At 64.0% G+C, this 26444-nt stretch carries 26 protein-coding genes; 9 read left to right on the forward strand and 17 right to left on the reverse strand.

Annotated elements, in window-relative coordinates; translation table 11 throughout:
* Nucleotides 1-93: 93 nt before the first annotated feature.
* From pnp to AC3FLX_RS18450, 3 genes are all read right to left on the reverse strand, one after another.
* The gene (gene pnp, locus AC3FLX_RS18440; RefSeq protein ID WP_488698752.1) at nucleotides 94-2259 is read right to left on the reverse strand and encodes a polyribonucleotide nucleotidyltransferase; all 2166 of its coding nucleotides are present in this window, start codon (nucleotides 2257-2259) and stop codon (nucleotides 94-96) included.
* Between the two features lie 453 nt (nucleotides 2260-2712).
* Nucleotides 2713-2982, reverse strand: coding sequence for a 30S ribosomal protein S15 (gene rpsO / locus AC3FLX_RS18445; RefSeq protein WP_488698753.1), 270 nt, complete (start codon nucleotides 2980-2982; stop codon nucleotides 2713-2715).
* 165 nt (nucleotides 2983-3147) lie between these two features.
* A complete protein-coding gene (locus AC3FLX_RS18450) occupies nucleotides 3148-4431 on the reverse strand; it encodes a branched-chain amino acid ABC transporter substrate-binding protein (protein ID WP_488698754.1) in 1284 nt (427 codons plus the stop codon).
* A 101-nt stretch (nucleotides 4432-4532) separates the two neighbouring features.
* On the opposite strand from AC3FLX_RS18450, the gene AC3FLX_RS18455 reads away from it, so the two are divergent.
* On the forward strand, nucleotides 4533-5075 hold the full coding sequence (locus AC3FLX_RS18455; RefSeq protein ID WP_488698755.1) for a hypothetical protein: 543 nt from the start codon (nucleotides 4533-4535) through the stop codon (nucleotides 5073-5075).
* A gap of 126 nt (nucleotides 5076-5201) precedes the next feature.
* Here AC3FLX_RS18455 and AC3FLX_RS18460 read toward each other — a convergent pair whose 3' ends face one another.
* The 7 genes from AC3FLX_RS18460 to AC3FLX_RS18490 form a co-directional block, all read right to left on the reverse strand.
* A complete protein-coding gene (locus AC3FLX_RS18460) occupies nucleotides 5202-6743 on the reverse strand; it encodes a 2-isopropylmalate synthase (RefSeq protein WP_488698756.1) in 1542 nt (513 codons plus the stop codon).
* A 296-nt stretch (nucleotides 6744-7039) separates the two neighbouring features.
* A complete protein-coding gene (lysM, locus tag AC3FLX_RS18465; RefSeq protein ID WP_488698757.1) occupies nucleotides 7040-7543 on the reverse strand; it encodes a peptidoglycan-binding protein LysM in 504 nt (167 codons plus the stop codon).
* Between the two features lie 85 nt (nucleotides 7544-7628).
* Nucleotides 7629-8534 carry a CDP-diacylglycerol--serine O-phosphatidyltransferase gene (pssA, locus tag AC3FLX_RS18470; RefSeq protein ID WP_488698758.1) on the reverse strand — a complete coding sequence of 302 codons (906 nt, stop codon included), beginning with the start codon at nucleotides 8532-8534 and terminating at the stop codon, nucleotides 7629-7631.
* Between the two features lie 31 nt (nucleotides 8535-8565).
* Nucleotides 8566-9219 carry a phosphatidylserine decarboxylase gene (locus tag AC3FLX_RS18475; protein WP_488698759.1) on the reverse strand — a complete coding sequence of 218 codons (654 nt, stop codon included), beginning with the start codon at nucleotides 9217-9219 and terminating at the stop codon, nucleotides 8566-8568.
* Between the two features lie 274 nt (nucleotides 9220-9493).
* Complete coding sequence (gene ilvC / locus AC3FLX_RS18480; protein ID WP_238259398.1) at nucleotides 9494-10510, reverse strand: ketol-acid reductoisomerase; 1017 nt, start codon at nucleotides 10508-10510, stop codon at nucleotides 9494-9496.
* Between the two features lie 131 nt (nucleotides 10511-10641).
* Entirely contained in the window at nucleotides 10642-11133 is a 492-nt protein-coding gene (gene ilvN / locus AC3FLX_RS18485) for an acetolactate synthase small subunit (protein ID WP_008643328.1), read from the reverse strand.
* Nucleotides 11133-12896 (reverse strand): acetolactate synthase 3 catalytic subunit, encoded by a 1764-nt coding sequence (locus AC3FLX_RS18490; RefSeq protein WP_488698760.1) that lies wholly within the window; start codon nucleotides 12894-12896, stop codon nucleotides 11133-11135. Before AC3FLX_RS18490 ends, ilvN begins: the two co-directional genes overlap by 1 nt.
* 389 nt (nucleotides 12897-13285) lie before the next feature.
* Between AC3FLX_RS18490 and AC3FLX_RS18495 the strand changes: the two genes are divergently transcribed.
* The 8 genes from AC3FLX_RS18495 to AC3FLX_RS18530 all read left to right on the forward strand — a co-directional run bounded on the left by AC3FLX_RS18495 (nucleotide 13286) and on the right by AC3FLX_RS18530 (nucleotide 19596).
* A complete protein-coding gene (locus AC3FLX_RS18495; RefSeq protein ID WP_488698761.1) occupies nucleotides 13286-13852 on the forward strand; it encodes an RNA polymerase sigma factor in 567 nt (188 codons plus the stop codon).
* A complete protein-coding gene (locus tag AC3FLX_RS18500) occupies nucleotides 13849-14295 on the forward strand; it encodes a DUF3619 family protein (protein ID WP_488698762.1) in 447 nt (148 codons plus the stop codon). The genes AC3FLX_RS18495 and AC3FLX_RS18500 overlap by 4 nt, the downstream gene beginning before the upstream one ends.
* A 1-nt stretch (nucleotide 14296) precedes the next feature.
* Nucleotides 14297-15100, forward strand: coding sequence for a DUF3106 domain-containing protein (locus tag AC3FLX_RS18505; protein ID WP_488698763.1), 804 nt, complete (start codon nucleotides 14297-14299; stop codon nucleotides 15098-15100).
* Between the two features lie 116 nt (nucleotides 15101-15216).
* Entirely contained in the window at nucleotides 15217-15756 is a 540-nt protein-coding gene (locus AC3FLX_RS18510) for an RDD family protein (RefSeq protein WP_488698764.1), read from the forward strand.
* The gene (locus AC3FLX_RS18515; protein ID WP_488698765.1) at nucleotides 15753-16754 is read left to right on the forward strand and encodes an esterase/lipase family protein; all 1002 of its coding nucleotides are present in this window, start codon (nucleotides 15753-15755) and stop codon (nucleotides 16752-16754) included. Before AC3FLX_RS18510 ends, AC3FLX_RS18515 begins: the two co-directional genes overlap by 4 nt.
* Before the next feature lie 257 nt (nucleotides 16755-17011).
* On the forward strand, nucleotides 17012-17923 hold the full coding sequence (locus AC3FLX_RS18520; protein ID WP_488698961.1) for a UDP-2,3-diacylglucosamine diphosphatase: 912 nt from the start codon (nucleotides 17012-17014) through the stop codon (nucleotides 17921-17923).
* A gap of 130 nt (nucleotides 17924-18053) precedes the next feature.
* Nucleotides 18054-19172, forward strand: coding sequence for a glycosyltransferase family 4 protein (locus AC3FLX_RS18525; protein WP_488698766.1), 1119 nt, complete (start codon nucleotides 18054-18056; stop codon nucleotides 19170-19172).
* Entirely contained in the window at nucleotides 19099-19596 is a 498-nt protein-coding gene (locus AC3FLX_RS18530; protein ID WP_488698767.1) for a diacylglycerol kinase, read from the forward strand. Before AC3FLX_RS18525 ends, AC3FLX_RS18530 begins: the two co-directional genes overlap by 74 nt.
* A 69-nt stretch (nucleotides 19597-19665) precedes the next feature.
* Here the strand turns inward: AC3FLX_RS18530 and AC3FLX_RS18535 are convergent, their stop codons facing one another.
* From AC3FLX_RS18535 to AC3FLX_RS18565, 7 genes are all read right to left on the reverse strand, one after another.
* Complete coding sequence (locus AC3FLX_RS18535) at nucleotides 19666-20250, reverse strand: LOG family protein (RefSeq protein WP_488698768.1); 585 nt, start codon at nucleotides 20248-20250, stop codon at nucleotides 19666-19668.
* The gene (locus tag AC3FLX_RS18540) at nucleotides 20247-20957 is read right to left on the reverse strand and encodes a TetR/AcrR family transcriptional regulator (protein WP_029050993.1); all 711 of its coding nucleotides are present in this window, start codon (nucleotides 20955-20957) and stop codon (nucleotides 20247-20249) included. Before AC3FLX_RS18540 ends, AC3FLX_RS18535 begins: the two co-directional genes overlap by 4 nt.
* Nucleotides 20958-21072: 115 nt before the next feature.
* Nucleotides 21073-21675 carry a DUF924 family protein gene (locus AC3FLX_RS18545; protein WP_488698769.1) on the reverse strand — a complete coding sequence of 201 codons (603 nt, stop codon included), beginning with the start codon at nucleotides 21673-21675 and terminating at the stop codon, nucleotides 21073-21075.
* Entirely contained in the window at nucleotides 21662-22081 is a 420-nt protein-coding gene (locus tag AC3FLX_RS18550; RefSeq protein ID WP_488698770.1) for a group II truncated hemoglobin, read from the reverse strand. Before AC3FLX_RS18550 ends, AC3FLX_RS18545 begins: the two co-directional genes overlap by 14 nt.
* Before the next feature lie 6 nt (nucleotides 22082-22087).
* Nucleotides 22088-24640 (reverse strand): ABC transporter permease, encoded by a 2553-nt coding sequence (locus tag AC3FLX_RS18555; RefSeq protein ID WP_488698771.1) that lies wholly within the window; start codon nucleotides 24638-24640, stop codon nucleotides 22088-22090.
* Between the two features lie 30 nt (nucleotides 24641-24670).
* Entirely contained in the window at nucleotides 24671-25285 is a 615-nt protein-coding gene (locus AC3FLX_RS18560; protein ID WP_488698772.1) for a DUF4126 domain-containing protein, read from the reverse strand.
* 57 nt (nucleotides 25286-25342) lie between these two features.
* Nucleotides 25343-26440 carry a substrate-binding domain-containing protein gene (locus tag AC3FLX_RS18565; protein ID WP_488698773.1) on the reverse strand — a complete coding sequence of 366 codons (1098 nt, stop codon included), beginning with the start codon at nucleotides 26438-26440 and terminating at the stop codon, nucleotides 25343-25345.
* Nucleotides 26441-26444 lie beyond the last annotated feature (4 nt).

A 26444-nucleotide genomic window follows, 5' to 3' on the forward strand; every position in this document is an offset into this window, starting at 1 on the left:
GAATGGCGGATTGAAGACTGACCGGCAGTGTAAACAAAAAAGCGGCTGGACATCGCCAGCCGCTTTTATCGGTACTGCCTGTAGGGCTTCAGCTTATTGCTGCTGCTCCGGCGAGGCCGGTGCCGCTGCGTCGCCTTGCTGGACGATCGGGCTGATGCTGCCGCCCTCTTCCGCCAGCGCAGCCTTCAGCGACAGACGCAGACGACCCTTCTCGTCAGCCTGGATCAGCTTCACGCGAACCTGCTGGCCTTCCTTCAGCCAGTCCTTGATGTCCTTCACGCGCTCGTTGACGATCTCCGAGATATGCAGCAGACCGTCCTTGCCCGGCAGGATGTTCACGATGGCGCCGAAGTCCAGCAGCTTCAGCACGGTACCGGCGTAGATCTTGCCCACTTCGGCTTCCGCGGTGATGCCTTCGATGCGGCGCTTGGCTTCCGCCATGCCTTCGTTGGAAGTCGATGCGATCGTGATCGTGCCGTCTTCCTGAATGTCGATGGTCGTACCGGTTTCCTTGGTCAGCGCCTGGATGGTCGAGCCACCCTTGCCGATCACTTCGCGGATCTTGTCCGGATGGATCTTCATCGTGATCATGCGCGGAGCATGCGCGGACAGCTCGGTGCGAGCATGGCCCATCGCTTCCTGCATCTTGCCCAGGATGTGCATGCGACCGTCACGGGCTTGCGCCAGTGCAACCTGCATGATTTCCTTGGTGATGCCCTGCACCTTGATGTCCATCTGCAGCGCGGTGATACCCGTATCGGTACCGGCAACCTTGAAGTCCATGTCGCCCAGGTGATCTTCATCGCCCAGGATGTCGGTCAGCACGGCAAACTTGTTGCCTTCCAGGATCAGGCCCATTGCCACGCCGGCAACGTGCGCCTTGACCGGAACGCCGGCGTCCATCAGTGCCAGGCAGCCGCCGCACACCGATGCCATCGACGAGGAACCGTTCGATTCGGTGATTTCCGACACCAGACGGATCGTATAGGCGAACTCGTCTTCCTTCGGCAGCACCGGGATCAGAGCGCGCTTGGCCAGACGGCCGTGACCGATTTCACGGCGCTTCGGGCTGCCCACGCGGCCGGTTTCGCCCGTGGCGAACGGCGGCATGTTGTAGTGGAGCATGAAGCGGTCGCGGTATTCGCCGGCGAGCGCGTCGATGATCTGCTCGTCGCTCTTGGTGCCCAGCGTGGCCACTGCCAGTGCCTGCGTTTCGCCACGCGTGAACAGCGACGAACCGTGGGCGCGCGGCAGAACCGACGAGCGGATCTCGATCGGACGAACGGTGCGCGTGTCGCGGCCGTCGATACGCGGCTCGCCTGCCAGGATCTGGCCACGCACGATCTTCGCTTCGAGGTCGAACAGGACGTTGCCGACTTCCACCTTGTCAGCTTCCACGCCGGCTTCGGCCAGCTTTTGCTGCACGGTTGCGTAGACTTCCTTCAGCTTGGCGCTACGGGCCGACTTCTGACGCAGCTGATACGTTTCCTGCAGCAGCGGCAGGCCGATCTCGCTGACCTTGGCGATCAGGGCCTCGTTCTTGGCGGCCGGTGCCCAGTCCCACTCGGGCTTGCCACCTTCACGCACCAGTTCGTGAATGGCGTTGACGGCGATCTGCATCTGCTCGTGGCCATACACCACGGCGCCCAGCATCACGTCTTCCGACAGCTGGTTGGCTTCCGATTCCACCATCAGCACGGCGCGCTCGGTACCGGCCACAACGAGGTCCAGTTCCGAAGCGGCGATCTGCGAACGGGTCGGGTTCAGCAGGTACTGGCCATCCTTGTAGCCAACGCGGGCGGCGCCCACCGGGCCGTTGAACGGAATACCCGACACGGCCAGCGCGGCCGACGAGGCGATCAGGGCCGGGATGTCGGCCGGCACTTCCGGGTTGATCGACAGCACGTGGATCACCACCTGCACGTCGTTGTAGAAGCCTTCCGGGAAGAGCGGGCGCAGCGGACGGTCGATCAGGCGCGAGGTCAGCGTCTCGTTTTCCGACGGACGGCCTTCACGCTTGAAGAAGCCACCCGGGATCTTGCCGGCGGCGTAGGTCTTTTCGATGTAGTCGACGGTCAGCGGGAAGAAATCCTGGCCCGCCTTCGGGCTCTTGGCTGCCACCACGGTGGCCAGCACCACGGTGTCTTCCACATCGACGATCACGGCACCGGATGCCTGGCGCGCGATTTCGCCGGTTTCCATGCGGACCGTATGCTGGCCCCACTGGAATTCCTTGACGATCTTATTGAACATGGTCATGAGCGTTCCTTGAATCATGCTTGCCTGCCGCACAACAAATGCGGCCGGCCAACGCCTGCGCTCACAGCGGCAGGCGAACTGCCGGATTGTTCCCGGTCGCAGTCTCAGGGAAGTGCTATGCCATTCCATCGCGCCACCGTCGGTGTGACGTCGTGACGATGCGGTACGCGATGGAATGACACAAAACCCCGTTTCCTTGGCCGGCTCCGGTGTGTCAGAGCAATAGAAAGAGCGAGGTAACTTACTCCGTCGCACGGCATGGCGCAACGGCATCCGGGCAATATTTACCCGGATTCAATGTGAAACGAACATCACATCAACATGGCCCAGCAGGAAAACGCCGGACCAGAAAAGCAAAATGCCTGCCCCAGCAGTGCTGGCGCAGGCATCGTGGCCTCACGTGAAATCGTGCTTGAACAATGCTTGCAGGATCCGTGCTGCCATCCGCAGACCTTACTTGCGCAGGCCCAGGGCTTCGATCAGGGCGCGGTAACGGTCGGCGTCGTTGGCCTTGAGGTAGTCCAGCAGGCGACGACGACGGCTCACCATGCGCAGCAGACCGCGGCGGCTGTGGTGATCCTTCATGTTGGCCTTGAAGTGCGGGGTCAGTTCGTTGATGCGGGTGGTCAGCAGAGCGACCTGGACTTCGGGGCTACCCGTGTCGTTGGCGCCGCGGGCGAACTTCTGGATGACTTCGGACTTGTTGATATTGGCAACTGCCATGATGATTTCCTTTCACTTGCGAACGCCGCAGCGCGGGATGCGCCACCTGCGTCGTGCCTTGTCTTGACTTGGCATCTGCCATCCGCAGCCGGTTGGCCGGCGAACGACAGCCGCGCATTATAGCCGAATTCCCGCCCGTGGCGAAACCTGTCGCCCCATGCAGCCTCAGTTACGCGCCGGGCGCTCCATCCGGCACGTGGTGGGCAGCGTGGTCTGAGCCGTTTTCAGTTTTTTCACAGTCCGGAACCCGTAGCCCGAGCCTTCGTTGTCGAAGCGGACTTCCCCGCCTTGCTTTGCCATCACGGACACATAGAGCGGCTGCAGGACCTGGTGGTCGTCCGCGCGTACGGTTGCCTCGTGGAAGCCGTTGGTGAAGCGCATGTCCTCCAGGGCATAGGCTACCGCCACGGCGTCAGTGGAGCCGGCCTGCTCGATCGCGCGGGCCAGCATCTCCACCATCATCTGCATGCGCAGGTGCACGTAGTCGTCGCGGGGGTCCGGGTAGCGTGTGCGGAACGCCTGGTAGAAACCATCGGACGCCGCGCCGCCCACGTTCGGATGCCACTCGGCCACGGCCAGCACGCGGCCCACGCCGGCGTCACCCATCGCCGCCGGGGCGCCCAGCCCATTGCCGTAGAACGTGTAGAAGCGCGCCTTGAGGCCACCCTCGCGCGCGGCCTTGATCATCAGCGTCAGGTCATTGCCCCAGTTGCCGGTGACCACGGCGTCGGCGCCGCTAGCCTTGATCTTGGCGATGTAGGGCGCAAAGTCCTTGATCTTGCCGATTGGGTGGAATTCGTCGCCCACGATCTGGATATCAGGCCGCTTGGCCGCCAGCATTTCGCGCGCCGAGCGCGCCACCTGATGGCCGAAGCTGTAGTCCTGGTCGATCAGGTAGACCTTGCGCACCGCATGCTCGCTGCGAATGGCTTCGGTCAGTGCCTGCATGCGCATGTCCGCGCTGGCGTCGAAGCGGAAGTGCCAGAAGCTGCAGTTCTCGTTGGTCAGCGTGGGATCGACCGCCGAATAGTTCAGGAACAGCACGCGGGTATCGGGCTGACGCTGATTCTGACGGTTGATCGCCGCCACCAGCGCGCTCGCCACCGCCGAGCTGTTGCCTTGCAGAACGAACGGGATGCGCTTGTCGACCAGGCCACGGAACTGAATCAGGCTTTCGTCGACATTGCCCTTGCTGTCGAACGTCACCAGTTCAAGCGGATGGGCACCATCGGGCAGCTTCACGCCGCCTCGGGCGTTGATGCGCTCGATAGCGATCCGCAGGTTGCGCGCCACGGCTTCCCCAGCGTTGGCGAACGGCCCGGACAGCCCGTCGATCATGCCAAGCCGGATCGGCGCGCCCGAAGGCTGCTGCGCCGCCGCAGCCGTGGCCGCGCAGCACAGCGCCGCAGCGAGCCAGCGCCGTAGCCCGTTCATTCCGATACCGCCCATCAAGACTCCAGTTGTTCCTGCAAAAGCCGCGATGGTACACACAGACCTGCCCCGACCGCTACACTGACGATTAACGCACTTTGCACAGTCCCCAATCAGAAATGAACCAATCCCCGAAAGCTGGCGCACGCCGATGGATCGCCGCCGTCGCATTGGCCACGGCCGCGCTGACTGGCTGCGGCAGCCTGGGTCCGGCGTTGGCGCCGGTCAATACCGGCCTGAAGCTCGTTGGCCAGCCGCAGAGCGCCGTCGAGGCTACCTTTGGCAAACCCACCGATGTGTACCGGCTCGATGACGGCACCACGCGCTGGTTCTATTCGAAGCAACCGCTCGGCGAGTACTCATACGCGGCGGATTTCGATCAGGGCGGCAGGCTGACGAACTTCCGCCAGATGCTGACCACGACTGAACTGTACAAGGCCCAGGTCAATGTGTGGACCAAGAAGGATGTGCGGGAACACTTCGGCGCGCCGCGGGAGCCGATCGAGTACTACCCGCGACTGAAGCAGGAGGCGTGGAGCTATCGCTTCCTGCACGAGGACCAGTGGTACTCGATGTTCAACTTCATGTTCGACGATGCGGGTGTGCTGCGCCGCACGCTGATCACACCCGATCCGCTACGCGATCGACCCGACCCTCGATAAACGCGACATACCGATAAACGACAAACCGCCCGGCCATGCGGGATACGCAACGAGCCGGGCGGTCCATGACGGCCGGGGCCTTGTGAGCCCCCGCCATCGCATCGCAGGATTCAGGTCAGGTAAAGGTCAGATCTGCGGATTGATCTTCTGCACGGCCTTGTCGTGCAGCTTGTTCAGTGCGGCCAGGTATGCCTTGGCCGACGCGGCAACGATGTCCGGGTCGGTGCCAACGCCATTGACGATGCGGCCGGCCTTCGACAGACGCACGGTCACTTCGCCCTGAGCCTGCGTGCCCGCCGTGATCGCGTTCACGGAGTACAGCACCAGCTCGGCACCACTGCCAACGCGGCCTTCGATGGCATGCAGCGTGGCATCCACGGGACCATTGCCTTCGGCTTCGCCGGTCTGCTCCGCACCGTCGACGTTGAACACCACGCGGGCGTGCGGGCGCTCACCGGTTTCCGAACGCTGAGACAGCGACACGAAACGGTAGTGCTCGTTGGCGTTTTCCTGCTCTTCGTCCGAAACGATTGCCAGGATGTCCTCGTCGAAGATCTCGGCCTTCTGGTCAGCCAGTTCCTTGAAGCGGGCAAACGCGGCATTGACCTCGGCTTCGCTCTCAAGCTCGATGCCCAGCTCATGCAGGCGCTGCTTGAATGCATTGCGGCCCGAGAGCTTGCCCAGCACGATCTTGTTGGCGGTCCAGCCCACGTCCTCTGCACGCATGATCTCGTAGGTGTCGCGCGCCTTGAGCACGCCATCCTGATGGATGCCCGACGCATGGGCGAACGCGTTGGCGCCCACCACGGCCTTGTTCGGCTGCACGACGAAACCGGTCACCTGCGAGACGAGCTTCGAGGCCGGCACGATCTGCGTGGTATCGATACCGACATCGAGATCGAAGTAGTCGCGGCGCGTCTTCACGGCCATCACCACTTCTTCCAGGCTCGTGTTGCCGGCGCGCTCGCCCAGGCCGTTGATCGTGCATTCGATCTGGCGGGCGCCACCAAGCTTCACGGCGGCCAGCGAGTTGGCCACGGCCATGCCCAGGTCATTGTGGCAATGCACCGACCAGACAGCCTTGTCCGAATTCGGAATGCGCTCGCGGACCGAGCGGATCAGGTCGGCGTAACCTTCCGGCACGGCGTAGCCAACGGTGTCGGGCAGGTTGATCGTCGTCGCGCCTTCGGCGATGACGCCTTCGAGCACGCGGCACAGGAAATCCATGTCCGAGCGGCTGCCGTCTTCCGGCGAGAACTCGATGTCATCGGTGAACTGGCGCGCGAACCGCACGGCCAGGCGGGCCTGTTCATAGACCTGATCCGGCGTCATGCGGAGTTTCTTCTCCATGTGCAGCGCCGATGTGGCGATGAACGTATGGATACGGAACGAGTTGGCCGGCTTCAGCGCTTCGGCTGCACGCGCGATGTCCTTGTCGTTGGCACGAGCCAGCGAGCAGATCGTCGAATCCTTGACGACCTGGGCAATCGAGCGGATCGCTTCGAAGTCGCCATTGGAGCTGGCCGCAAAGCCCGCCTCGATCACATCGACCTTCAGGCGCTCCAGTTGACGCGCAATGCGGATCTTTTCCTCGCGGGTCATGGACGCACCGGGGGACTGCTCGCCGTCGCGCAAGGTGGTGTCGAAAATGATGAGTTTGTCAGACATTTTGTGGAGCTCCTGGGCTGTGCCTTATGTGCTGTACCGCGGACCTGCATTCACCACGCCGGGCATTCGGATCGGAATGCAAAACGCCCCGGCGTGCATCGATGCAGGCCGGGGCGTTCAAAAAATCCTGGTGATTTCCGCGCCAGGGCGGTAATCCGAATCCCTTAGCGCGCGCGCGTCCCGACCTGATGGCCTAGTAGGCCACCTAGGGTGGTGCGGGCGATTAGGGTCTGGCGCGAAATCATGTCGGCGACTATAGCCGGTTTGCTGCGACCGCGCAACCGGCTACAACCCTGTTATTTGGGAGGAATGCGCAATTTCTGGCCGGGATAGATCTTGTCCGGGTGCGTCAGCATCGGCTTGTTGGCCTCGAAGATCTTGTTGTACTCGGCGCCATTGCCGTAAGCGGCCTGGGAAATGGCCCAGAGCGTGTCGCCCTTCACCACGGTGTGCCATTGCGACTCGGCAGTCTCCACGTTGACCGACATCTTGTCCTCAACCGAATCCACGCCCTCGACGTTGCCGCAGCACAGGATGATCTTCTCGCGCGTGGCCTGATCCGCTGCCACGCCGAATACCGTGACCTTGCCCTGCGAACCATCCACGGTCACGGTCAGCCCGGTGGCGGACAGCCCCATCTGCGCGATATAAGCCTCGATGGCATCACCAGCCGCCCGGTTGGCGGCTTCGGCCTTTTCGGCCGCACCAGGGTCGGCGGCGGCGGCTTCCTGCGCGGCCTTGGCCTCACCCTTGCCAAACAGCTTCTCTCCCGCGTCCTTGATGAAATCAAACATGCCCATGACATTCTCCTTGGGGTGGTTACAACGGACTACAACACACAAAAAAACAAAGGGCGCCTACAAGGCGCCCTTTTTTGAGATTCGGTCAATTGCCGTTACCGGTACCGTTACCGCCACCGGCCTGACGCGCCTTACCGACGCCGCCGGGCTGCCCGTGCAACGCACGCCAGGCCCACAGCAGGTAGCCGGAGATCGCATAAGCGACGAACAGGCCGAACAGTGCCACCGGCGGGTCCGACGAAATGATGACGAACAGCACCAGTACCAGGACCATCATGCCAAACGGCACGCGGTAGCGCACGTCGAGCGCCTTGCCGCTGTAGAACGGCGCGTTCGACACCATCGACAAACCAGCATAGAGCGTGATGCCAAACGCGACCCACGGCATCCACAGCTCCTTCACCGGCAGCTTGTTGTCGATGGCCAGCCAGACAAAGCCCGCCACCAGCGCCGCTGCCGCCGGGCTTGGCAAGCCCTGGAAGAAGCGCTTGTCCACTACGCCGATGTTGGCATTGAAACGGGCCAGCCGCAGCGCCGCGCAGGTGCAATAGACGAATGCGGCAATCCAGCCCCACTTGCCCAGGTCATGCAGGATCCACTCGTACATCACCAGCGCCGGCGCAACGCCGAACGAAGTCATGTCGGACAGCGAGTCGTACTGCTCGCCAAAGGCGCTCTGCGTGTTGGTGATACGCGCCACGCGGCCGTCCATGCCATCGAGCACCATCGCCGCGAAGATCGCGATGGCTGCCACATCGAAGCGCATGTTCATGGCCTGCACGATCGCGAAAAAACCCGCGAACAGTGCCGCCGTCGTGAAGGCGTTGGGTAGCAGGTAGATGCCCCGGCGGCGCGGACGCACGTACTCGATGTCGTGCTCGTCGGCTTCGTCGTAGGCGGCGTCGTTGCGCAGCTGGTTATGGCGGAACGGACGCAGGTGCGTCACGTTGCCACTACTCGCGCGTTTGTTGCGTCGGTTGAAGGCACCCATGCCAGGTCTCCTGTTGCTGACCGGTCCGGCTTCAGGCCTGGACGTCCAGCTCGGCGAGCACGGTCGACGAGGCCGATACCTTTTCGCCGATCGTCACACGCGGACGGGCATCCACAGGCAGGTACACGTCCACGCGCGAGCCGAAGCGGATGAAACCATAGCGTTGGCCACGGGACAGCGTATCGCCCACCTTGGTGTAGCACAGGATACGGCGTGCCACCAGACCGGCAACCTGCACCAGCGTGACCAGCTGACCATCAGCCGCGCGGCGGATCACCACCGCGTTGCGCTCGTTTTCGAGCGAAGCCTTGTCCAGATCCGCGTTGACGAACTTGCCCGGGAAGTACTCGAGCTTTTCGACCTTGCCGTCCAGCGACGCACGGTTCGAATGCACGTTGAACACGTTCATGAACACGCTGATCTTCAGCGCTTCGCGGCCGGCGTACGGGTCCTGGGTCTTCTCCACCACGACGATGCGGCCATCGGCCGGTGCCAGGATGGCATTTGGCGCCGACGGAATCGGCCGCGGCGGATCGCGGAAGAACTGCAGCACGAAAATCGTGATGATCCACAGCGGCAACGCCCACCAGAAGCCCGCGCTGACATGCACCAGCAGCGAGATGATGAAAGCGCCGACCAGGAACGGCCAGCCTTCACGGGCGATCAGCGGATGAGGATAGTTCATGCAAGCGTTGTTTTGTTGGTCGCACGGATCTACACACCCCACTGGCAAACCCGCGCGGATGGCTTCACGCGCAAGGTTTCGGGGGCTGTCGATGCGAAATATAAGAAAAATTCAGGCCTGCGCCCGAAAAAGTCCGACAAGGATAACAAAAAGCCGCCCAGTGTCCGCCGAAATGTCTTGTGCAAGCGCAAAGACCGGCGGCCGACTGGGCGGCCGTGGCATCGCAGGGTGTCGGGCCGGATCGGCCAGAGCACCCTGCTATTGCCCGTACTGCTTAGTTCTTCGACTGGTCGACCAGCTTGTTCTTGGCGATCCACGGCATCATCGCGCGCAGCTTCGCACCCACTTCCTCGATCTGGTGCTCGGCCGTCAGGCGGCGGCGCGAGATCAGCGTCGGGGCGCCGGCCTTGTTTTCCAGCAGGAAGCTCTTGGCGTACTCACCCGTCTGGATGTCCGTCAGGCATTGCTTCATGGCCTTCTTGGTCTCTTCGGTCACAACGCGCGGACCGGTGACGTACTCACCATATTCAGCGTTGTTCGAGATCGAGTAGTTCATGTTGGCGATGCCGCCTTCGTAGATCAGGTCGACGATCAGCTTCAGTTCGTGCAGGCACTCGAAGTACGCCATTTCCGGAGCATAGCCGGCTTCCACCAGCGTCTCGAAGCCAGCCTTGATCAGCTCGACGGTACCGCCGCACAGCACGGCCTGCTCGCCGAACAGGTCGGTTTCGGTTTCTTCGCGGAAGTTCGTTTCGATGATGCCGGCACGGCCGCCGCCGTTGGCGGTTGCGTACGACAGCGCGATGTCACGGGCAGCGCCGGACTTGTTCTGATGCACGGCGATCAGGTGCGGCACGCCGCCACCTTGCGAGTACGTCGAGCGAACGGTGTGGCCCGGAGCCTTCGGGGCGATCATGATCACGTCCAGGTCGGCACGCGGAATCACGGCGCCGTAGTGCACGTTGAAGCCGTGCGCGAAGGCCAGCGCAGCGCCTTCCTTGATGTTGGCGTGCACTTCGTTCTTGTACACGTCGGCGATCTGCTCGTCCGGCAGCAGGATCATGACCACATCGGCGCCCTTCACGGCTTCGGCCACTTCCTTGACCTGCAGGCCAGCGTTGACGGCCTTGTTCCACGACGCGCCGCTCTTACGCAGGCCGACCGTCACGTTCACGCCCGATTCCTTCAGGTTCAGCGCGTGGGCGTGGCCTTGCGAGCCATAACCGATGATGGTGACGTTCTTGCCTTTGATGAGGGAGAGGTCGGCGTCCTTGTCGTAAAACACTTTCATGATGGTTCCTTCAATTTCTCAAATCTTCGTATTGGGGTGGCGGCGCAACGTCTACTGATCAGTGGATGCGTCGCGCCGCTTCGGGATACTGCTGTCGGCTTGTGGCCGTGCTCTGTTGCCGGGGGCGCCGGTCAGACCTTCAGGATGCGCTCGCCCCGACCGATGCCGGAACCGCCAGTGCGGACGGTTTCCAGAATCGCGGTACGGTCGATAGCATCGAGGAACGCATCCAGCTTGCCGCCGTTGCCGGTCAGCTCGATGGTGTACGTCTTTTCGGTCACGTCGATGATGCGGCCACGGAAGATGTCGGCGGTGCGCTTCATTTCCTCGCGCTCCTTGCCCACGGCACGCACCTTCACGAGCATCAGCTCGCGCTCGATATGCGCGCCTTCGGTCAGGTCCACCACCTTGACCACTTCCACCAGACGGTTCAGATGCTTCGTGATCTGCTCGATCACGTCATCCGAGCCGGTGGTGACGATGGTCATCCGCGACAGCGACGCATCTTCGGTGGGAGCCACCGTCAGCGTCTCGATGTTATATCCACGTGCCGAGAACAGGCCCACCACACGCGACAGCGCACCGGGTTCGTTTTCCAGCAGGACCGAGATGATGTGTCGCATTACAGGTCCTCCGCGCCAAGCAGCATTTCGGAGATACCCTTGCCGGCCTGCACCATCGGCCACACGTTTTCCGTGGGGTCGGTCTGGAAGTCCAGGAACACGGTACGGTCCTTCAGGCGGAACGCCTCGCGCAGCGCGGGCTCAACGTCGGCGGTCTTTTCGACACGCAGGCCAACGTGGCCATACGACTCGGCCAGCTTCACAAAGTCGGGCAGTGCCTGCATGTAGGAATGCGAGTAGCGGTTGTCGTACTCGATTTCCTGCCACTGACGCACCATGCCCAGATAGCCGTTGTTCAGCGAGCAGATCTTGACCGGGGTGTCGTACTGCAGGCAGGTCGACAGTTCCTGGATGCACATCTGGATCGAACCTTCACCGGTAATGGTGACGACTTCCTTGTCCGGGAACGCCTTCTTGATGCCCATCGCGTACGGCAGGCCCACGCCCATCGTGCCCAGGCCACCGGAGTTGATCCAGCGGCGCGGTTCGTTGAACTTGTAGAACTGCGCTGCCCACATCTGGTGCTGACCGACGTCGGAGCAGATGAACGCATCGCCCTTGGTCAGTTCCCAGATCTTCTCCACCACGTACTGCGGCTTGATGATCTCGGAATTGCGGTCGTACTTGAGGCAGTCCACCGAACGCCATTGCTCGATCTGATCCCACCACTTCGCCAGTGACTCGCGCTTGGGCTTGACGTCGCTGGCCTTGATCTGGGCGATCAGTTCCTGCAGCACATCCTTGACGTTGCCAACGATGGGAATGTCCACCTTGACGCGCTTCGAGATCGACGAGGGATCGATATCGATGTGGATGATCTTGCGGGCCTGCGCGGTGAAGTGCGACGGGTTGCCGATCACGCGGTCGTCAAAGCGGGCGCCGATGGCGATCAGCACGTCACAGTTCTGCATGGCCATGTTGGCTTCATACGTGCCGTGCATGCCGAGCATGCCGACGAACTGCTTGTGCGTGCCCGGGAACGCGCCCAGGCCCATCAGCGTGTTGGTGACAGGGTGACCGGTCAGTGCGGCCAGCTCGCGCAGCTCGTCGCTGGCGTTCGCCAGCACGACGCCGCCGCCCGAATAGATATACGGACGCTCGGCGGCCTGCAGCAGTGCCACGGCCTTGCGGATCTGGCCAGCATGGCCCTTGTTCACCGGGTTGTACGAACGCATGTCCACCGTCTTCGGATACTCGAAGCGGCAGGCGTTACGCGACACGTCCTTCGGAATATCGACCACCACGGGGCCGGGACGGCCGGTAGCGGCGATGAAGAACGCCTTCTTGATCGTCGCGGCCAGATCGCGCACGTCCTTCACGAGGAAGTTGTGCTTGACGATCGGACGCGTGATGCCGACGGTGTCGCATTCCTGGAACGCATCTTGACCAATGGCGTGCGTCGGGACGTTACCGGTGATCACCACCATCGGGATCGAGTCCAGATAGGCGGTGGCGATGCCGGTCACGGCGTTGGTCACGCCAGGGCCCGAAGTCACCAGTGCAACGCCAACCTTGCCAGTCGCACGGGCATAGCCGTCAGCGGCATGCACGGCGGCCTGCTCATGGCGAACCAGGATGTGTTCGAATTTCTTTTGCTTGTGGAGCTCGTCGTAGATATAGAGCACTGCGCCGCCGGGGTAACCCCAGACGTACTCGACGCCTTCTTCGGCAAGTGCGTTGACGAGGATTTCCGCTCCGATCATTTCCCGACCGGAGGATGAATTGCTGTCTGCGTGGGAGAATTCCGCGCTGGGCATGTTCATTTCTGTCCTTTGCAATTTTCGGCAAAAAATTGTTTGGATGCTCTCTGCCGGGCTTGTGGCTCGGGTTCAAGCGGTGCGCGTCTGCATGAAGAGACCGCCTTATAAGCGGTCTGATGAGACAACCACTGATGTCGTGAACCGTCGATGATACTGCAATGCACCAGTGCGGTAAATGCATCGAAGGAACTTTTTGCATGGCCGGCCCGCCAGTCATTGATGACACGACAGCGGCGCCATAGCGCAACCGGGGGATCATGTCTGCTCTTGCATACAGCAGTGGCAGAGTGCGGCTGTTTTTTGCTAGGATCGCAGACATTTCCGGGATGCCGCAGGACTTTCGCGGCACATTTGGCCTGGCCCTCTTCCGCCCAATCGCTGTTTTCGCCTGCATGGCCACCGATAAGGAACTCTCAGACTTTCTCGCCAGTGTCGAACGGCGCGCCTTTAAACAGGCCGTTTTCGCCGTGCGTGACGATGAAGCGGCGCTGGACATCGTGCAGGACGCCATGATCAAGCTGGCGGAAAAGTACGGTGACAAGAGCGCCACCGAGCTGCCGCCGCTGTTTCAGCGGATTCTGCAGAACACCATCCACGACTGGTTCCGGCGCCAGAAGGTACGCAATACATGGGTAACGCTGTTCTCGAACCTGCGTGACGAGCGCGATGGCGACGACAGCGACCTGCTGGACACATTGGAAGCCCAAGCCGGAACGGAGTCGGCCGAAAGCAGCGCCGACAAGGTCGAGCGGGCGCAGGTCATGGCGATCATCGAACAGGAAATCCAGCGACTGCCAACACGTCAACGCGAGGCTTTCCTGATGCGTTACTGGGAGGATATGGACGTAGCCGAAACCGCAGCCGTGATGGGTTGCTCGGAAGGCAGCGTCAAGACGCACTGTTCCCGTGCCACGCATACGCTGGCGCAAGCCTTGCGCGCGCGCGGAGTCCGACTATGAGCAGAAACGAACGAGAAATCCAGGAACGGCGATTCGCCCACGAAATCCGCTTGGCACTCGATGCCTCGGCGGAGGCGCTGCCGCGTGACATTTCCGAACGGCTCTCAGCCGCACGGCGGATGGCACTGGCTGCCAAGAAAGCAGAAGCGACCGCTCACGTCCCGCAACTGGCCCTGCCGGGTGCACCACACGGCTACGCCTTCGATGACGAGGACGATACACCGCTGCACCGAGCTGGGGCATGGCTGCGCAAGCTCGCCCTGGTGTGGACGCTGATCGCGCTGGGTACCGGCCTGCTTGGCATCTACCACTGGCAGCAACAGCAACGCCTGGAAGAACTCGCGGATGTGGACGCCGCGATGCTGCTTGACGATCTGCCGCCCACGGCCTACGCCGACCAGGGCTTCCACGTGTTCCTGAAGCGCGACCGCGACGATCAATAAGATGGCGCGCGCAACCTTCCATACCGACGCGATCCGTCGCCGGCTTGCCGCACTGTTTGCCGCCGCCGCGACCGTTGCTGCACTTTCGGTCGATGCCGTGATCGGCGCGGCACATGCTCAGGGGCCGCGCGCCCAGGCCGCCAGCCAGCCGGCTGCGCGTCCGGTCATCAACACCCACCCCACGTGGAGCGAGCTGTCGGCAACGCATCAGCAGATTCTGTTGCCGCTGCAGCCGCTCTGGGACACCATTCCCGAGCTGAACCGCCGCAAGTGGCAGCGCATTGCCGATCTGTACCCCAAGCTCAAGCCCGAAGAGCAGCAACGCCTGCAGGAACGCATGGCGGAGTGGGTCAGGATGACGCCGCAGCAACGCCGCCTGGCACGCGAGAACTACCAGATCACGCGCCAGCTCCCGCAGGAAAAGAAAGCCGAGGCATGGGACCGCTACCAGCAACTGCCTGAAGAGCAGAAGAAGAAGCTGGCCGCCGCCGAAAAGGTGCCGCGCCACCCCGGCGCCGTCAGCGCTCTGCCATCGGGCAAACGCCCGCCGGCGGACACAAGCCGGCAGCTCCATCCGCAGACCAGGCCGCCCGCCAGCGCGCCTGAAGCCGCCCCAGCCTCCGCGCCTGCCACGCAGGCCATCGCGGGAGCAGCGGCGGCCTCGGCGCCGATCGCACCATCGCCCGCGGCAGCGTCGCCCGCCGCCGCGGTGCCCGCCACGCCCGCCCCGGCGCCCACGCTCTCCCCGCCCGTCACCGGCGAAGCCGCCACCGACATCAACCAGTCCGAAACGCAGCGCCCGTAAGGCGCCCTGCCGCGACCGCTCCGCCTGGCCGGCCGCCTGTGGGGCCGCACCAGCGATCCAGCCGGCACGCGCGTCGTGTTTGGCATAATGGCCGCTTACCCGACCTGCCTTGCGCCATGCCTGCCGCCACGCCAGCCGCTCCCGAACAGATTTCAGCCAATCCGGTACAGATTCCCACGCTGCGCCGCCGCCTGCTTTGCATGGTCTATGAAGGCGTGCTGCTGTTTGGCGTGCTGATGGCCGCCAGCGCGTTGCACGTCATGGCCCGCCCTCTGCTGCGCAGGATTGGACTGGACCATCCTTATGCAGACCAGGTGTGGATATTCATCGTGCTTGGCGGCTACTTCACCTGGTTCTGGCAACGCTCCGGCCAGACGCTGGCAATGCAGACCTGGCGCCTCCGACTGGAAACGGCCGCTGGCCAGCCGCCGCGCTGGCCGCAGGCATTGCTGCGCTACGTGCTGGCCTGGCTGTGGCTGCCGCCAGCCGCCGCCGTGGGCCACGCTATGGGACTCACGCGGTGGCCATTCATCGGCGTGCTGGCCGTCGGACTGGTGATCTGGATCTCGCTGGTCTGGCTCGATCCACGCCGTCAATTCCTGCACGATCGCCTGGCAGGCACGCGGCTGATCGACCTGCGCCAGACCCGGAAATGAACCTGACGGCCGCCGCCGCGCGCCGCGCCGCCGTGGTGGTACAGGCGACAGCGGCTTGCGCGCTGGCAGCCTGGCTGGCGCTCGCGCATGGCTGGCCGTGGACTGCGGCGCTGGCCAGCGGACTGGTTGCCGTGCTGTTGGGATTCGGGGTCAGCGTAGCGACGGCATTCGGCGCCACGCTCGGCGGCGTCGGCATTGCCAGAGAACACCGCCCGCCACTGCCCTCCCAAGCCCCCGCGCGCAAGCCCATCGGACCTGCGGCCGCGCTACGCTGCTTCCTGGCCGAATGTCGCGCCGTCTTCCGCATGTTCAACTGGTTGCAGCCATTCCGCTCACGCCTGAGCTTCGCGGCCCCGTCGCAACCGTTGGCAGCGACGCCGCATGTCCTGCTGGTACACGGCTACGGCTGCAATCACGCGATCTGGCTCGACATGGCGCCCGCGTTGGCCGATGCCGGCTATCGCTGCGAAGGTATCGATCTGACGCCGGTGCTGGGCGACATCGACGACTACGCACCGCAATTGCTGGCACGGATGCATGACATCCGGGCGCGCTCCGGCCGGGCACCGCTGCTGGTCTGCCACAGCATGGGCGGACTGGCCGCACGCGCCGCGCAGGTGCTAGCCGCGCAAGCGGGAGATCCCGCCCCCTGCGCGGGCATCGTCACCCTGGGCAGCCCGCATCATGGCTGCGCGCTCGCGCGATTAGGCGGCGGGCGCAACGCTCGGCAGATGCGATGGCAGAGTCCGTGGCTGGCATCGCTGGCCGCGTCGGAAACGCCTGAGATGCGGGCGCGCGTCGTGTCCATATTCAGCTGGCATGATTCGATTGCAGGCCCACGGGGCACCTCGTGGCTGGATGGCGCGAGGCATATCGCGCTCGACGGCGTCGGCCATGTCTCGTTGCTGCGCGACACCGGCGCAGTCCATGCCACGCTGGCCGCGCTGGCCATGCTGCGACGCGAACCGGCCCCGAGCGCAAGCACCGCGCCGCACTAGCCATCGGCATCGGCATCGCCATCGCCATCGCCATCGCCATCGCCATCGCCATCGCCATCGCCATCGGCAACGGCAACGGCAACGTCGCAAGCTTCATGTGACATTCATATTTCCGTCACGGCTCCGTCATGCGGTGCTGGCTCAATGCAGCCATCGCCGATACCGGGGCCGTCATGGTTCAAGCCATCCGATTTGCACGCGGACGTTTGTCGAGGGTCGCGCAACGCCTGCGCGGCAAGCCTGACGCAACGCTCTCAATGCCTGCCGCCTTCGCGGCATTCATGCCGCCGCAAGCCGACCTCAGTCCCAGCCTTCCCACCCCTCAGCGCGATACCGTCGACTCCGGCACCCGCCCCGTCGCCAGCGCGGAGCCTGCCGCGCAACGTTATCGCGCCATCTGGCTGTCCGATATCCACCTGGGCACGCCCGGTTGCCAGGCCACCTACCTGCTCGACTTTCTCAAGCACAACGAATCCGACGTGCTCTATCTGGTAGGCGACATCATCGACGGTTGGCAACTGCGCCGTGGCTGGTACTGGCCGCAGAGCCACAATGACGTGGTGCAGAAGCTGCTGCGCAAGGCGCGCAAGGGCACCGAGGTGATCTACATCCCCGGCAATCACGATGAAGGCGCGCGCCAGTTCGATGGCCTGGCCTTCGGCGACGTCAGCGTGCGGGAAGATGCCGTGCACGTGACCGCCACCGGCAAGCGGCTCTGGGTCGTGCATGGCGATCTGTTCGACGGCGTGGTGCAGCATGCCAAGTGGCTGGCCTACCTCGGCGATTCGCTCTACACGATGATCCTGGCCCTGAACCGCCACTTCAACCGCGTGCGCGCGCGGCTTGGCTTCGACTACTGGTCGCTGTCGCAATACCTGAAGCATCAGGTCAAGAACGCGGTGAGCTACATCAATTCGTTCGAGCACGCGATGGTGGACGAAGCGCGCCGCCGGGGCTGCGACGGCGTGGTCTGCGGCCACATCCACAAGGCCGAAATCCGCGAGGTGGACGGCCAGCTCTACTGCAACGATGGCGACTGGGTGGAAAGCCTGTCGGCGCTCGTGGAAACCACCGAGGGCGAACTCAAGATCGTCTATTGGACCACGCTGATCGACCCGCCCGAGGCAGCCACCCGCCGGCGCCGCCGCACCGCCGAGGTCGCGGCCTGAACGCGATCCGCTGCGCGGCGCGCGCAACGCACGCCATCGCAACTACCATTCGCTCCGCCTCCGCACCGGTAACTCTGGTGCGGGCCTGCCATACCACTACATCACGGCGCTGACGCCCCAAGGAGCTTCAATGAGAGTCATGATTGTCACCGACGCATGGGAACCGCAGGTCAATGGCGTGGTTCGCACGCTGAAGTCGACTCGCCGCGAACTCGAAGGCATGGGTCACACGGTGGATCTGCTCACACCGCTTGAATTCCGCACGGTGCCCTGCCCGACCTATCCCGAGATCCGCCTGTCGATCCTGCCGTCGGCCAAGGTCCGCCGCCGCATCGACACGTTCCAGCCAGAGGCGTTGCACATCGCCACCGAAGGCCCGCTGGGCCTGGCCGCGCGCGCCTATGCGCTGAAGCACAAGCTGCCGTTCACCACCGCCTATCACACGCGCTTTCCGGAATATGTGCAGGCGCGCTTCGGCATTCCGCTGGCCTGGACCTATCGCTTCCTGCGCTGGTTCCACGGCCCGGCGCGTGCCGTCATGGCGCCGACGCCGGTGGTGCTCAAGGACCTGCGCGACTATGGCATTACGCAATGCGTGCTGTGGACGCGCGGCGTGGACCTGGACGTCTTCACCGCGCAGCGAGCGAACGTTTTAAACACCGCCCATCCGATCTTCCTCTATGTGGGCCGCGTGGCCGTGGAGAAGAACGTCGAAGCGTTCCTGCAGCTCGATCTGCCTGGCTCGAAATGGGTAGTAGGCGACGGCCCCGCGCTGGCGGCGCTCAAGGCTCGCTATCCGACGGCCAACTATCTCGGTGTGCTCAAACAGCCCGAACTCGCCAAGGTGTATGCTTCGGCAGATGTCTTCGTGTTCCCGAGCAAGACCGATACGTTCGGACTGGTCCTGCTGGAAGCACTGGCCAGTGGCCTGCCTGTGGCGGCGTACCCGGTGACGGGTCCGATCGACGTACTTGGCGACAGCCCGGCCGGCGTGATGCACGAAGACCTGCGGGAGGCCTGTCTGGAAGCGTTGCGCATCGACCGCGCAACCGCGCGCGCCCACGCGGAAAAATTTTCGTGGCGCGCCGCATCCGAGCAGTTCCTTACGCATCTGCGCCCGCTGCCAGGTGCGGCGGGCGGATCCGACAACCCGGCATCATCCGTCGCACCCGATCATGGCCAAGCCCCAACCCACGCTACCGCCCGATCCGTCGCTGCATCGGCCGACCGCCACCCGGGTGGCGGCTGAAGTGGAAACCGAATACTCGATCGCCAACAACCCCCACAAAGGCAACCGCGGCCTGACGCGTGCCTGGCACGCAGCCATCAACTCGCTGTCGGGCTTGCGCTACGCCGTGCTGGAGGAAAGCGCGTTCCGCCAGGAGCTCACGCTCGTGGTGATTCTGACCCCGTGCGCTTTCATCCTGCCAGTGTCCGTGGTCGAACGTGTGATGCTGCTGGGCACGCTGCTACTGGTGCTGATCGTGGAACTGCTCAATTCGAGTGTGGAAGCGGCCATCGACCGTATCTCGCTGGAGCGGCACAGCCTGTCCAAGCGGGCGAAGGATTTTGGCAGTGCGGCGGTGATGCTGGCGCTGATCCTTTGCGGAGGTACATGGATTGCGATTGGCGGGCCGCACGTGGTGCGGTGGATCGGGATGTTGATGAATTAGCCGCTCCGCCGGAAAGCAGAACGCCGCCATCTCTGGCGGCGTTTTTCTTCGTGCCCAGGTTCTTCGGGCTTAAGTCTTCTCGCGTCCTTCCTGCCACTTGTCCACGCGCACGCGCGGTGCGGCGGCCAGCTTGCCGAGCAAGTCCTGGGGCGATGCCGACACGTGCAGCATATCGGCATGCACCTGCTTCAGGAACCCTTCACCCACGGCGTGATTCAGGAACGTGAGCATGCCGTCGTAGAACCCCGCCACGTTGAGCAGGCCGACCGGTTTGTCGTGATAGCCGAGTTGCGCCCAAGTGAATGTCTCGAACAGTTCCTCGAAGGTGCCCACGCCGCCGGGCATGGCAATGAATGCGTCGGAGCGGTCGGCCATCATCTGCTTGCGCTCATGCATGTTGCGCACGACATGCAGCTCCGTCAGGCCGCGATGGCCCACTTCCTTCTGCATCAGCGCGTCGGGGATCACGCCGATGGCCGTGCCGCCATGCGCCATCACGCTATCGGCGACGATGCCCATCAGGCCCACCTTGCCCCCGCCATAGACCAGCGCCAGGCCCTGTTCGGCCATGATCCGGCCGAGCGTCCTGGCGGCTTCGGCATACTCCGGGCGAAAACCCGGGCTCGAGCCGCAATATACGCAAACCGATTTCACTTTTTATCCTTTTCCGCCTTGGCGGCTTCCGCCGCGGCTTTTTCCGCGGCGTACTCACGCGCAAGCTGATCGAACGCCTCACGCGCCTTGCCGCGCAGATACGGCGCCAGGATCGAGAAGATGTGATAGCTCGACCCATGCAGATAGCCGCGGATCTGCTCCGGATCGTTGTACTGGCGCGGATGCTGCACGAACTGGAACGACAGCCAGTACGTGGCGATCACCACGATGTTGGTGCACACCGCATCCACCTGCTCCGGCGTGGCCTCCATGTCGCCGTCCTCCTGGAACTGGCGGCAGATTTCCAGCGCGAAACGCTTCTTCTGATCGACGATTCGCTTGAAGTTGGTCTCCAGCATCCGGTTGCGCGCTAGCAGATCGTTGATGTCTCGATACAGGAAGCGATAGTTCCACAGGAACTCGGACATGTACTGCAGGTAGCCCCAGCTCTCGCCCAGCGTGGCCTTGTGATCCTCCGGCATCTTCAGACGGCGCTCCATCTCCTGCTCGAAGCGCACGAAGATCGAGTTGATGATGTCGTCCTTGTTGCGGAAGTGGTAGTACAGGTTGCCTGGGCTGATCTCCATGGCTTCCGCGATCGTCGTGGTCGTGACGTTCGGCTCGCCGAGTTCATTGAACAGGCGCAACGAGACATCGAGAATACGGTCTCGGGTACGGCGCGGGCCGGCTTGCGGTTTAGCTTCCATGAGTATCGGAAAGACTGTGGATCGGCAGAATTGAGATTATAAGCAAAGCGGAACAACCCCCCGCCGCAGGGTGGCGCCCGAGCCATCGCACGGGCTTGGCCAAGTCATGCAGCAGTCAGAAGCGCGACCCAGGCTGTTTCAGGAAAGCCAGTTCCTCCTGGGTGCTTTCCCGGCCCACCACCGCATTGCGATGCGGAAACCTGCCGAAGCGGGCGATGATCTCCTGATGCTTCACGGCCCACTCCACCACATCGACCTTGCCAGCCGTGTCCTCGCGCAGCGCAACGCACTCGCGCACCGAAATGTCCTGTTCCACAGGCGACTCGGCATGCTCGAACGGCAGATAGCAAAACATCCGATGCCACGCGGTTGGCAACTGGCGGTCCCAGCCCGCGGCCAGCATGCGCCGCGCCAATGCAAGCGCCTGACCGTCGGTGGCAAAGCTGCGTGGATCGCCCCGGAACATGTTGCGCGGAAACTGGTCCAGCAGCACGACGCGGGCACATGCACCTTCGGGCGTGACTGACCAGTCGTCCTCGGCGCCATCGTGAGCGGCCTGCCACGCGGCCAGGAATCGATCACGAATCTCCGCATCGAAGTCATCGGACTTCGAAAACCACTCGCGCCGCGAAACGCCCCACTCCGCCGCGCCCGGCACGCCGAACCAGAATTCGAGCACGGCGCGTGCCGCCGCTGGCAACGTCTTATCGCTGGACATTACGCATCCAGTCGGCGGTCTGGAACAAGGCCTGCATCAGCCGCATCTGCAGATCGTCCGGCAAACCCACGTCCTGCATGGCCAGCGCCATGCAGCGCATCCACTGGTCGCGCTCGCTGTTGCCGATCTCGAACGGCAGATGGCGCGCGCGCAGGCGCGGGTGGCCAAAGCGCTCGATGAAATAGTTCGGGCCGCCCAGCCAGCCGCACAGGAACCAGAACAGTTTGTCGCGCGAACCATCCAGCGACGACGGGTGCAGCGAACGCAGCCCGGCAAACTCGGTTTCCAGGTCCATCAGGTCGTAGAAGCGGTCGACCAGCTCGCGCACACGTTTTTCGCCGCCAATCAGTTCGTAGGCGGTGATCTCTTCGCGGTTGTCTTCAGGTTCTGCAGGTTCGGTAATCATGGCCAATCAGTTCACATCGCGCAGCGTGGCGAGCGCGGGCTGCCGCAGCACCTCGCGCAAACCGAGCCAGCCGCCGGCAAAAGCGCACAGCATGCCAGAAACCACGCCCACCGGCACAATCCACGCATTGAAACGGTACGGAAAGTCGAACACGAATTGCGACAGACCCCAGCCCACCACAATCGCGCCCAGGCTGGCCAGAAAGCCCGCCAGGCCACCCACCACCAGGAATTCGGCGTACTGCGTCTGCCTGACCAGCGACGCCGGCGCGCCCAGCGCCTTGAGCAGACCGGCGTCCCGCTTGCGTTCGTCACGCGCCCCCGACAGTGCCGCGTAGAGCACGGTAACGCCCGCCAGCAGCGTGAAGACGAAAAGGAATTCCACCGCGGCGATCACCTGGTCCAGCACATTCTGGATCTGGCGCAGGATCAGGTCCGTATTGACCACGGTGATGTTCGGAAACGCCGCCGTCAGCTGGTTGCCCAGCGCCGCCTTGGCCTGCGGCAGGTGGAACGACGTGATGTAGGTTTCCGGCAGCCCCTGCATTTTTGCCACAGGCAGGATCACGAAGAAGTTGACGCGCATCGAGCCCCATTCGAGCTTGCGCAGCGACGTCACCGGCGCCTCGACGATCTGGCCGGCCACATCGAAACGCAGCGTGTCGCCCAGCTTGATATGCAGCGTCTTGGCGATGCCCTCTTCCACTGACGCTCCGCCGTCCCATCGTCCGGCAACCACCTCGTTGCCATCGGGCATGCGGTCCATGTACGACAGGTTGAACTCGCGCTCGACCAGATTTCGCGCGCGCCCGTCGGGATAGCTGCCGGCCTGTACCGGACGGTCGCCGATCTGGATCAGACGGCCGCGCACCATCGGAAACAGCAGGTCATCGACGCCACTTTTCGCCAGCATCGCGCGCAACGGCTCGCGCTGGTCGGGCTGAATATTGATGATGAATCGATTGGGCGCATCGGCCGGCGTGGCATTGCGCCACGAATCGATCAGGTCGTTGCGGGTCATGCCCAGCAGCAACAGCGCCATCAGGCCCACCGCCAGCGCCACGGTCTGCAGTACGGTCACGCCACGGCGCCGCTCCAGCACGGCCAGCGCAAAGCGCCAGCCCACGCTGCCGCGCGCACGTCCGCGCATGGTGCGTGACAACGCGATCAGCAACCCCAGCGCGAGCAGTGCAAAGACCACGCCGGCGCCAACGAACCCACCCGCCGTGGTCAGGCCAAGTTTGAGATCGCGCGCGGCCACCATCAGCAGCGCGACGAATGCGCCCAAACCAAGCGCGTAGGCCGTCCAGGCGGAAATCGGCGGCAGGCCGATATCACGGCGCAGCACGCGCAACGGCGCGATGCGCGTCAATGCCAGCAGCGGCGGCAGCGCAAAACCTATCAGCAGCACCAGCCCGGCGGCCACGCCAACCAGCGCCGGCACAACGGACGGATGCGGCAATGAAACCTGCAGAATGCCGCCCAGCGACGCGAGCAGGCCGTAGTGCGCCGCATAGCCCAGCGCCACCCCCACGACCGCGCCGCCCAGGCCCAGCAGCATGAACTCGATGCCGAACGCCGCCAGGATCTGCCCGCGCGACAGCCCCATGCACTTGTAAACCGCAGTGGCGTCGGTGTGCCGTTGCATATAGCGGCGCGCGGACATGGCGATGGCCACGGCGGCGATCATCGACGAAAGCACCGCCACCAGCGACAGAAAGCGCTCGGCGCGATCCAGCGTGGCACGCATCTGCGGCTGCCCCGATTCAAGCGATTCCACGCGCGTGTTGCGCAGATGGCGCCGCTCGATCTCCGCCGTCGCCCACTTGCGATACGCTTCGCCGGCGGCGTCGGGTCCGGCCACCAGCAGGCGATACGTGACGCGACTGCCCCAGCCGATCAGCTTGGTGGCGTCGAGGTCGGACATCGGCAACAGCACGCGTGGTGCAAAGTTCATGAACCCGGCACCACGGTCCAGCTCCTGCGTGACGATGCGGTCGATACGGAAGGTCTTGCTGCCGAGCTGCAGCCCGTCGCCGACGCGCAGGCCCAGCGATAGCAGCAGCGCCTCATCCACCCAGACAGTGCCCGGCGCCGGAATCCCTTCGGCATCGGTTTCGGCCCCGCCGGGCATCTGCGTCACCTTGAGCCGGCCGCGCAGCGGATATCCATCGGTCACGGCCTTCAGCGCGCCGAGCTGGCTTGGCGCCTCACCCTGCGCGGGTGCGCCGTTGGCACGCGCGGTGGCCATGCTTGGGAAGGTGACGGTCTGGGCCACCAGCAGGCCATCGTGCCTGGCGCGATCACTGAATGCGGCGTCGAACGGCTGGTCGGAAATCAGCAGGACGTCGGCGGCAATCATCTGCCGGGCATCGCGCTCCAGGCCAAGCCGCATGCGGTCCGCCAGAAAGCCGACGCTGGTCAGCGCGGCCACGGCGAGTACCAGCGCAAACAGCAGCAGTGTCAGCTCCCCCGCCATCCAGTCGCGGCGGGCCATGCGTAAAGCCTGGCGCCAGGCGGAAAACTTCGCTTCGGAAACGGTTCGGGATGCAGTCGACATATTCGGCTGGCGATGGACGATGAGTAGGGTCTACGGACGGCGCGGCGGATGTTGCGCCGGTCTTTCAGGCTTGCCGCGCAGGCTGGAATGCAGCCGTCGCGCGCCGCGCCACAACTTCGGGATCAGCCAGGCGGCGACTATCAGGAACAGGACCAGCAGGATCAGGAACACCACGGGCAAAAAGAACGCCAGCAGCAGTCCGCCCACCGTGCCCACATCCTCGGTGAATGAGGCCACCCAGTTCGAGAAAGGTTCTGGCGACACATTGATCAGTGCGCGCGTGCCGGCCTTGGCCGCGTGCGCGGTACCGGCCAGTGTGCCGCCGATCAGGCCGGCGGCCACGGTCCACTGCGGGTCCATGTTGCCAAACGCGGCGGCCGCCAGGATCGCTCCCGCCGGAATGCGGATGAAGGTCTGGATGCCGTCCCAGACGGTGTCGAAACCGGGCACCTTGTCGGCGACGAATTCCGCGACGGTCAGCGCCGCCGCCACCCCGATCACCCACCAGGACGACAGGACCTGAAGGCCCGAAGGCAGATCGAGCCAGCCCAGACGGGCCAGCACGCCCGCCGTCAGCACGGCCAGGTACAGACGCAGGCCGCTGGCCCAGGACATGCCCGCGGCCAGCGCGGCGGTTTCCAGCATGGAAGCTCCTCGCGGTTCAGCGCGTTCAACTTCCGGTGAGTGTAACGCCAGCCGGGATCAGGGGCCTTCCTTACCGTCCGACCCATACCACGGGAGCGCCTCCTGGGGCGTCAGGACGCCGGACGGTTCGGCGGCCCGGTAGCCCGGCAGTTGTTCCAGGCGTCGCGCAAAGGCGGGATCGGCCAGCAGCGACAGCAGCGACTGCATCCACGGCGCGGTCTGATCGTTCTTGCGCAGCGCCAGATAGTAGGCTTCGTGCGTCAGCGGCACGAACGCCAGCCCGCGTGCCTCGGCATTCATGCGCAGGCCGAAGCCCACCTGGGCACGACCCGCATGCACCGCTTCGGCCACCTTCTCGTTGCTGAACTCGGTTTCGTCGTAGCCGTTGATCTGGTCGGGATACAGGCCATGCGTGGCCAGCAGCTGGTCGAACAGCATGCGCGTGCCCGAGCTGCGCTGGCGGTTCACGAAGCGCGCGCCGGTACGCGGCAGATCGCGCAGGTCGCGCATCTCGCGTGCCAGGTCCGGCGCCACGATCAGGCCCTGCTCGCGCCATGCCAGGCGCACAAGCCGTACCGTGGCCGGCCGCAGCCACTTGCGCAGCGTCACATGGGCCACCGAGCCGGAGGTCTGGATCGGCGATACGTAGAAGCCTGCCAGCTCCGATTGACGCTCCTGCAGGCACACCAGCGCTTCCACGCTGCCGCAGAACACGGTGTCGAGCTGCAACGGTGCCGGCGTTTCGCGCAGCGCCGCCGCCAGCGTCTCGACGGCCGGATCGTGACTGCCCGAGAAATGGAGTACCGTCTGCGGCGCAGCGGCGTCGTCGAGTTCGCTCAGAAATTCGGCCATCGCCCGCTTCATGGCCGGGTCGATCGTGTCGCGCAGGCGCAGTTCGGCGCGTAGCAAGCGCTCTCCATAGCGGGTCAGCGACGCGCCACGGCCCCGCTCCATATCGAGCATCGGCCGACCGAGCATGTCCTCCCAGGTACGCATCACGCCCCACGCATGGCGATAGGACAATCCGATTTCCTGCGCGGCGCGGTGCAGCGACCCCGTCTCACGCACCGCCTTGAGCAGTTGAAACACCTTGCCGTTAGCGCGCGGATTATCGTCGGCCGCAATCACCGGAAAGAGGTCGAAACGGAATGTCATATGT

The sequence above is a fragment of the Cupriavidus sp. 291-E7 genome (assembly GCF_057798835.1).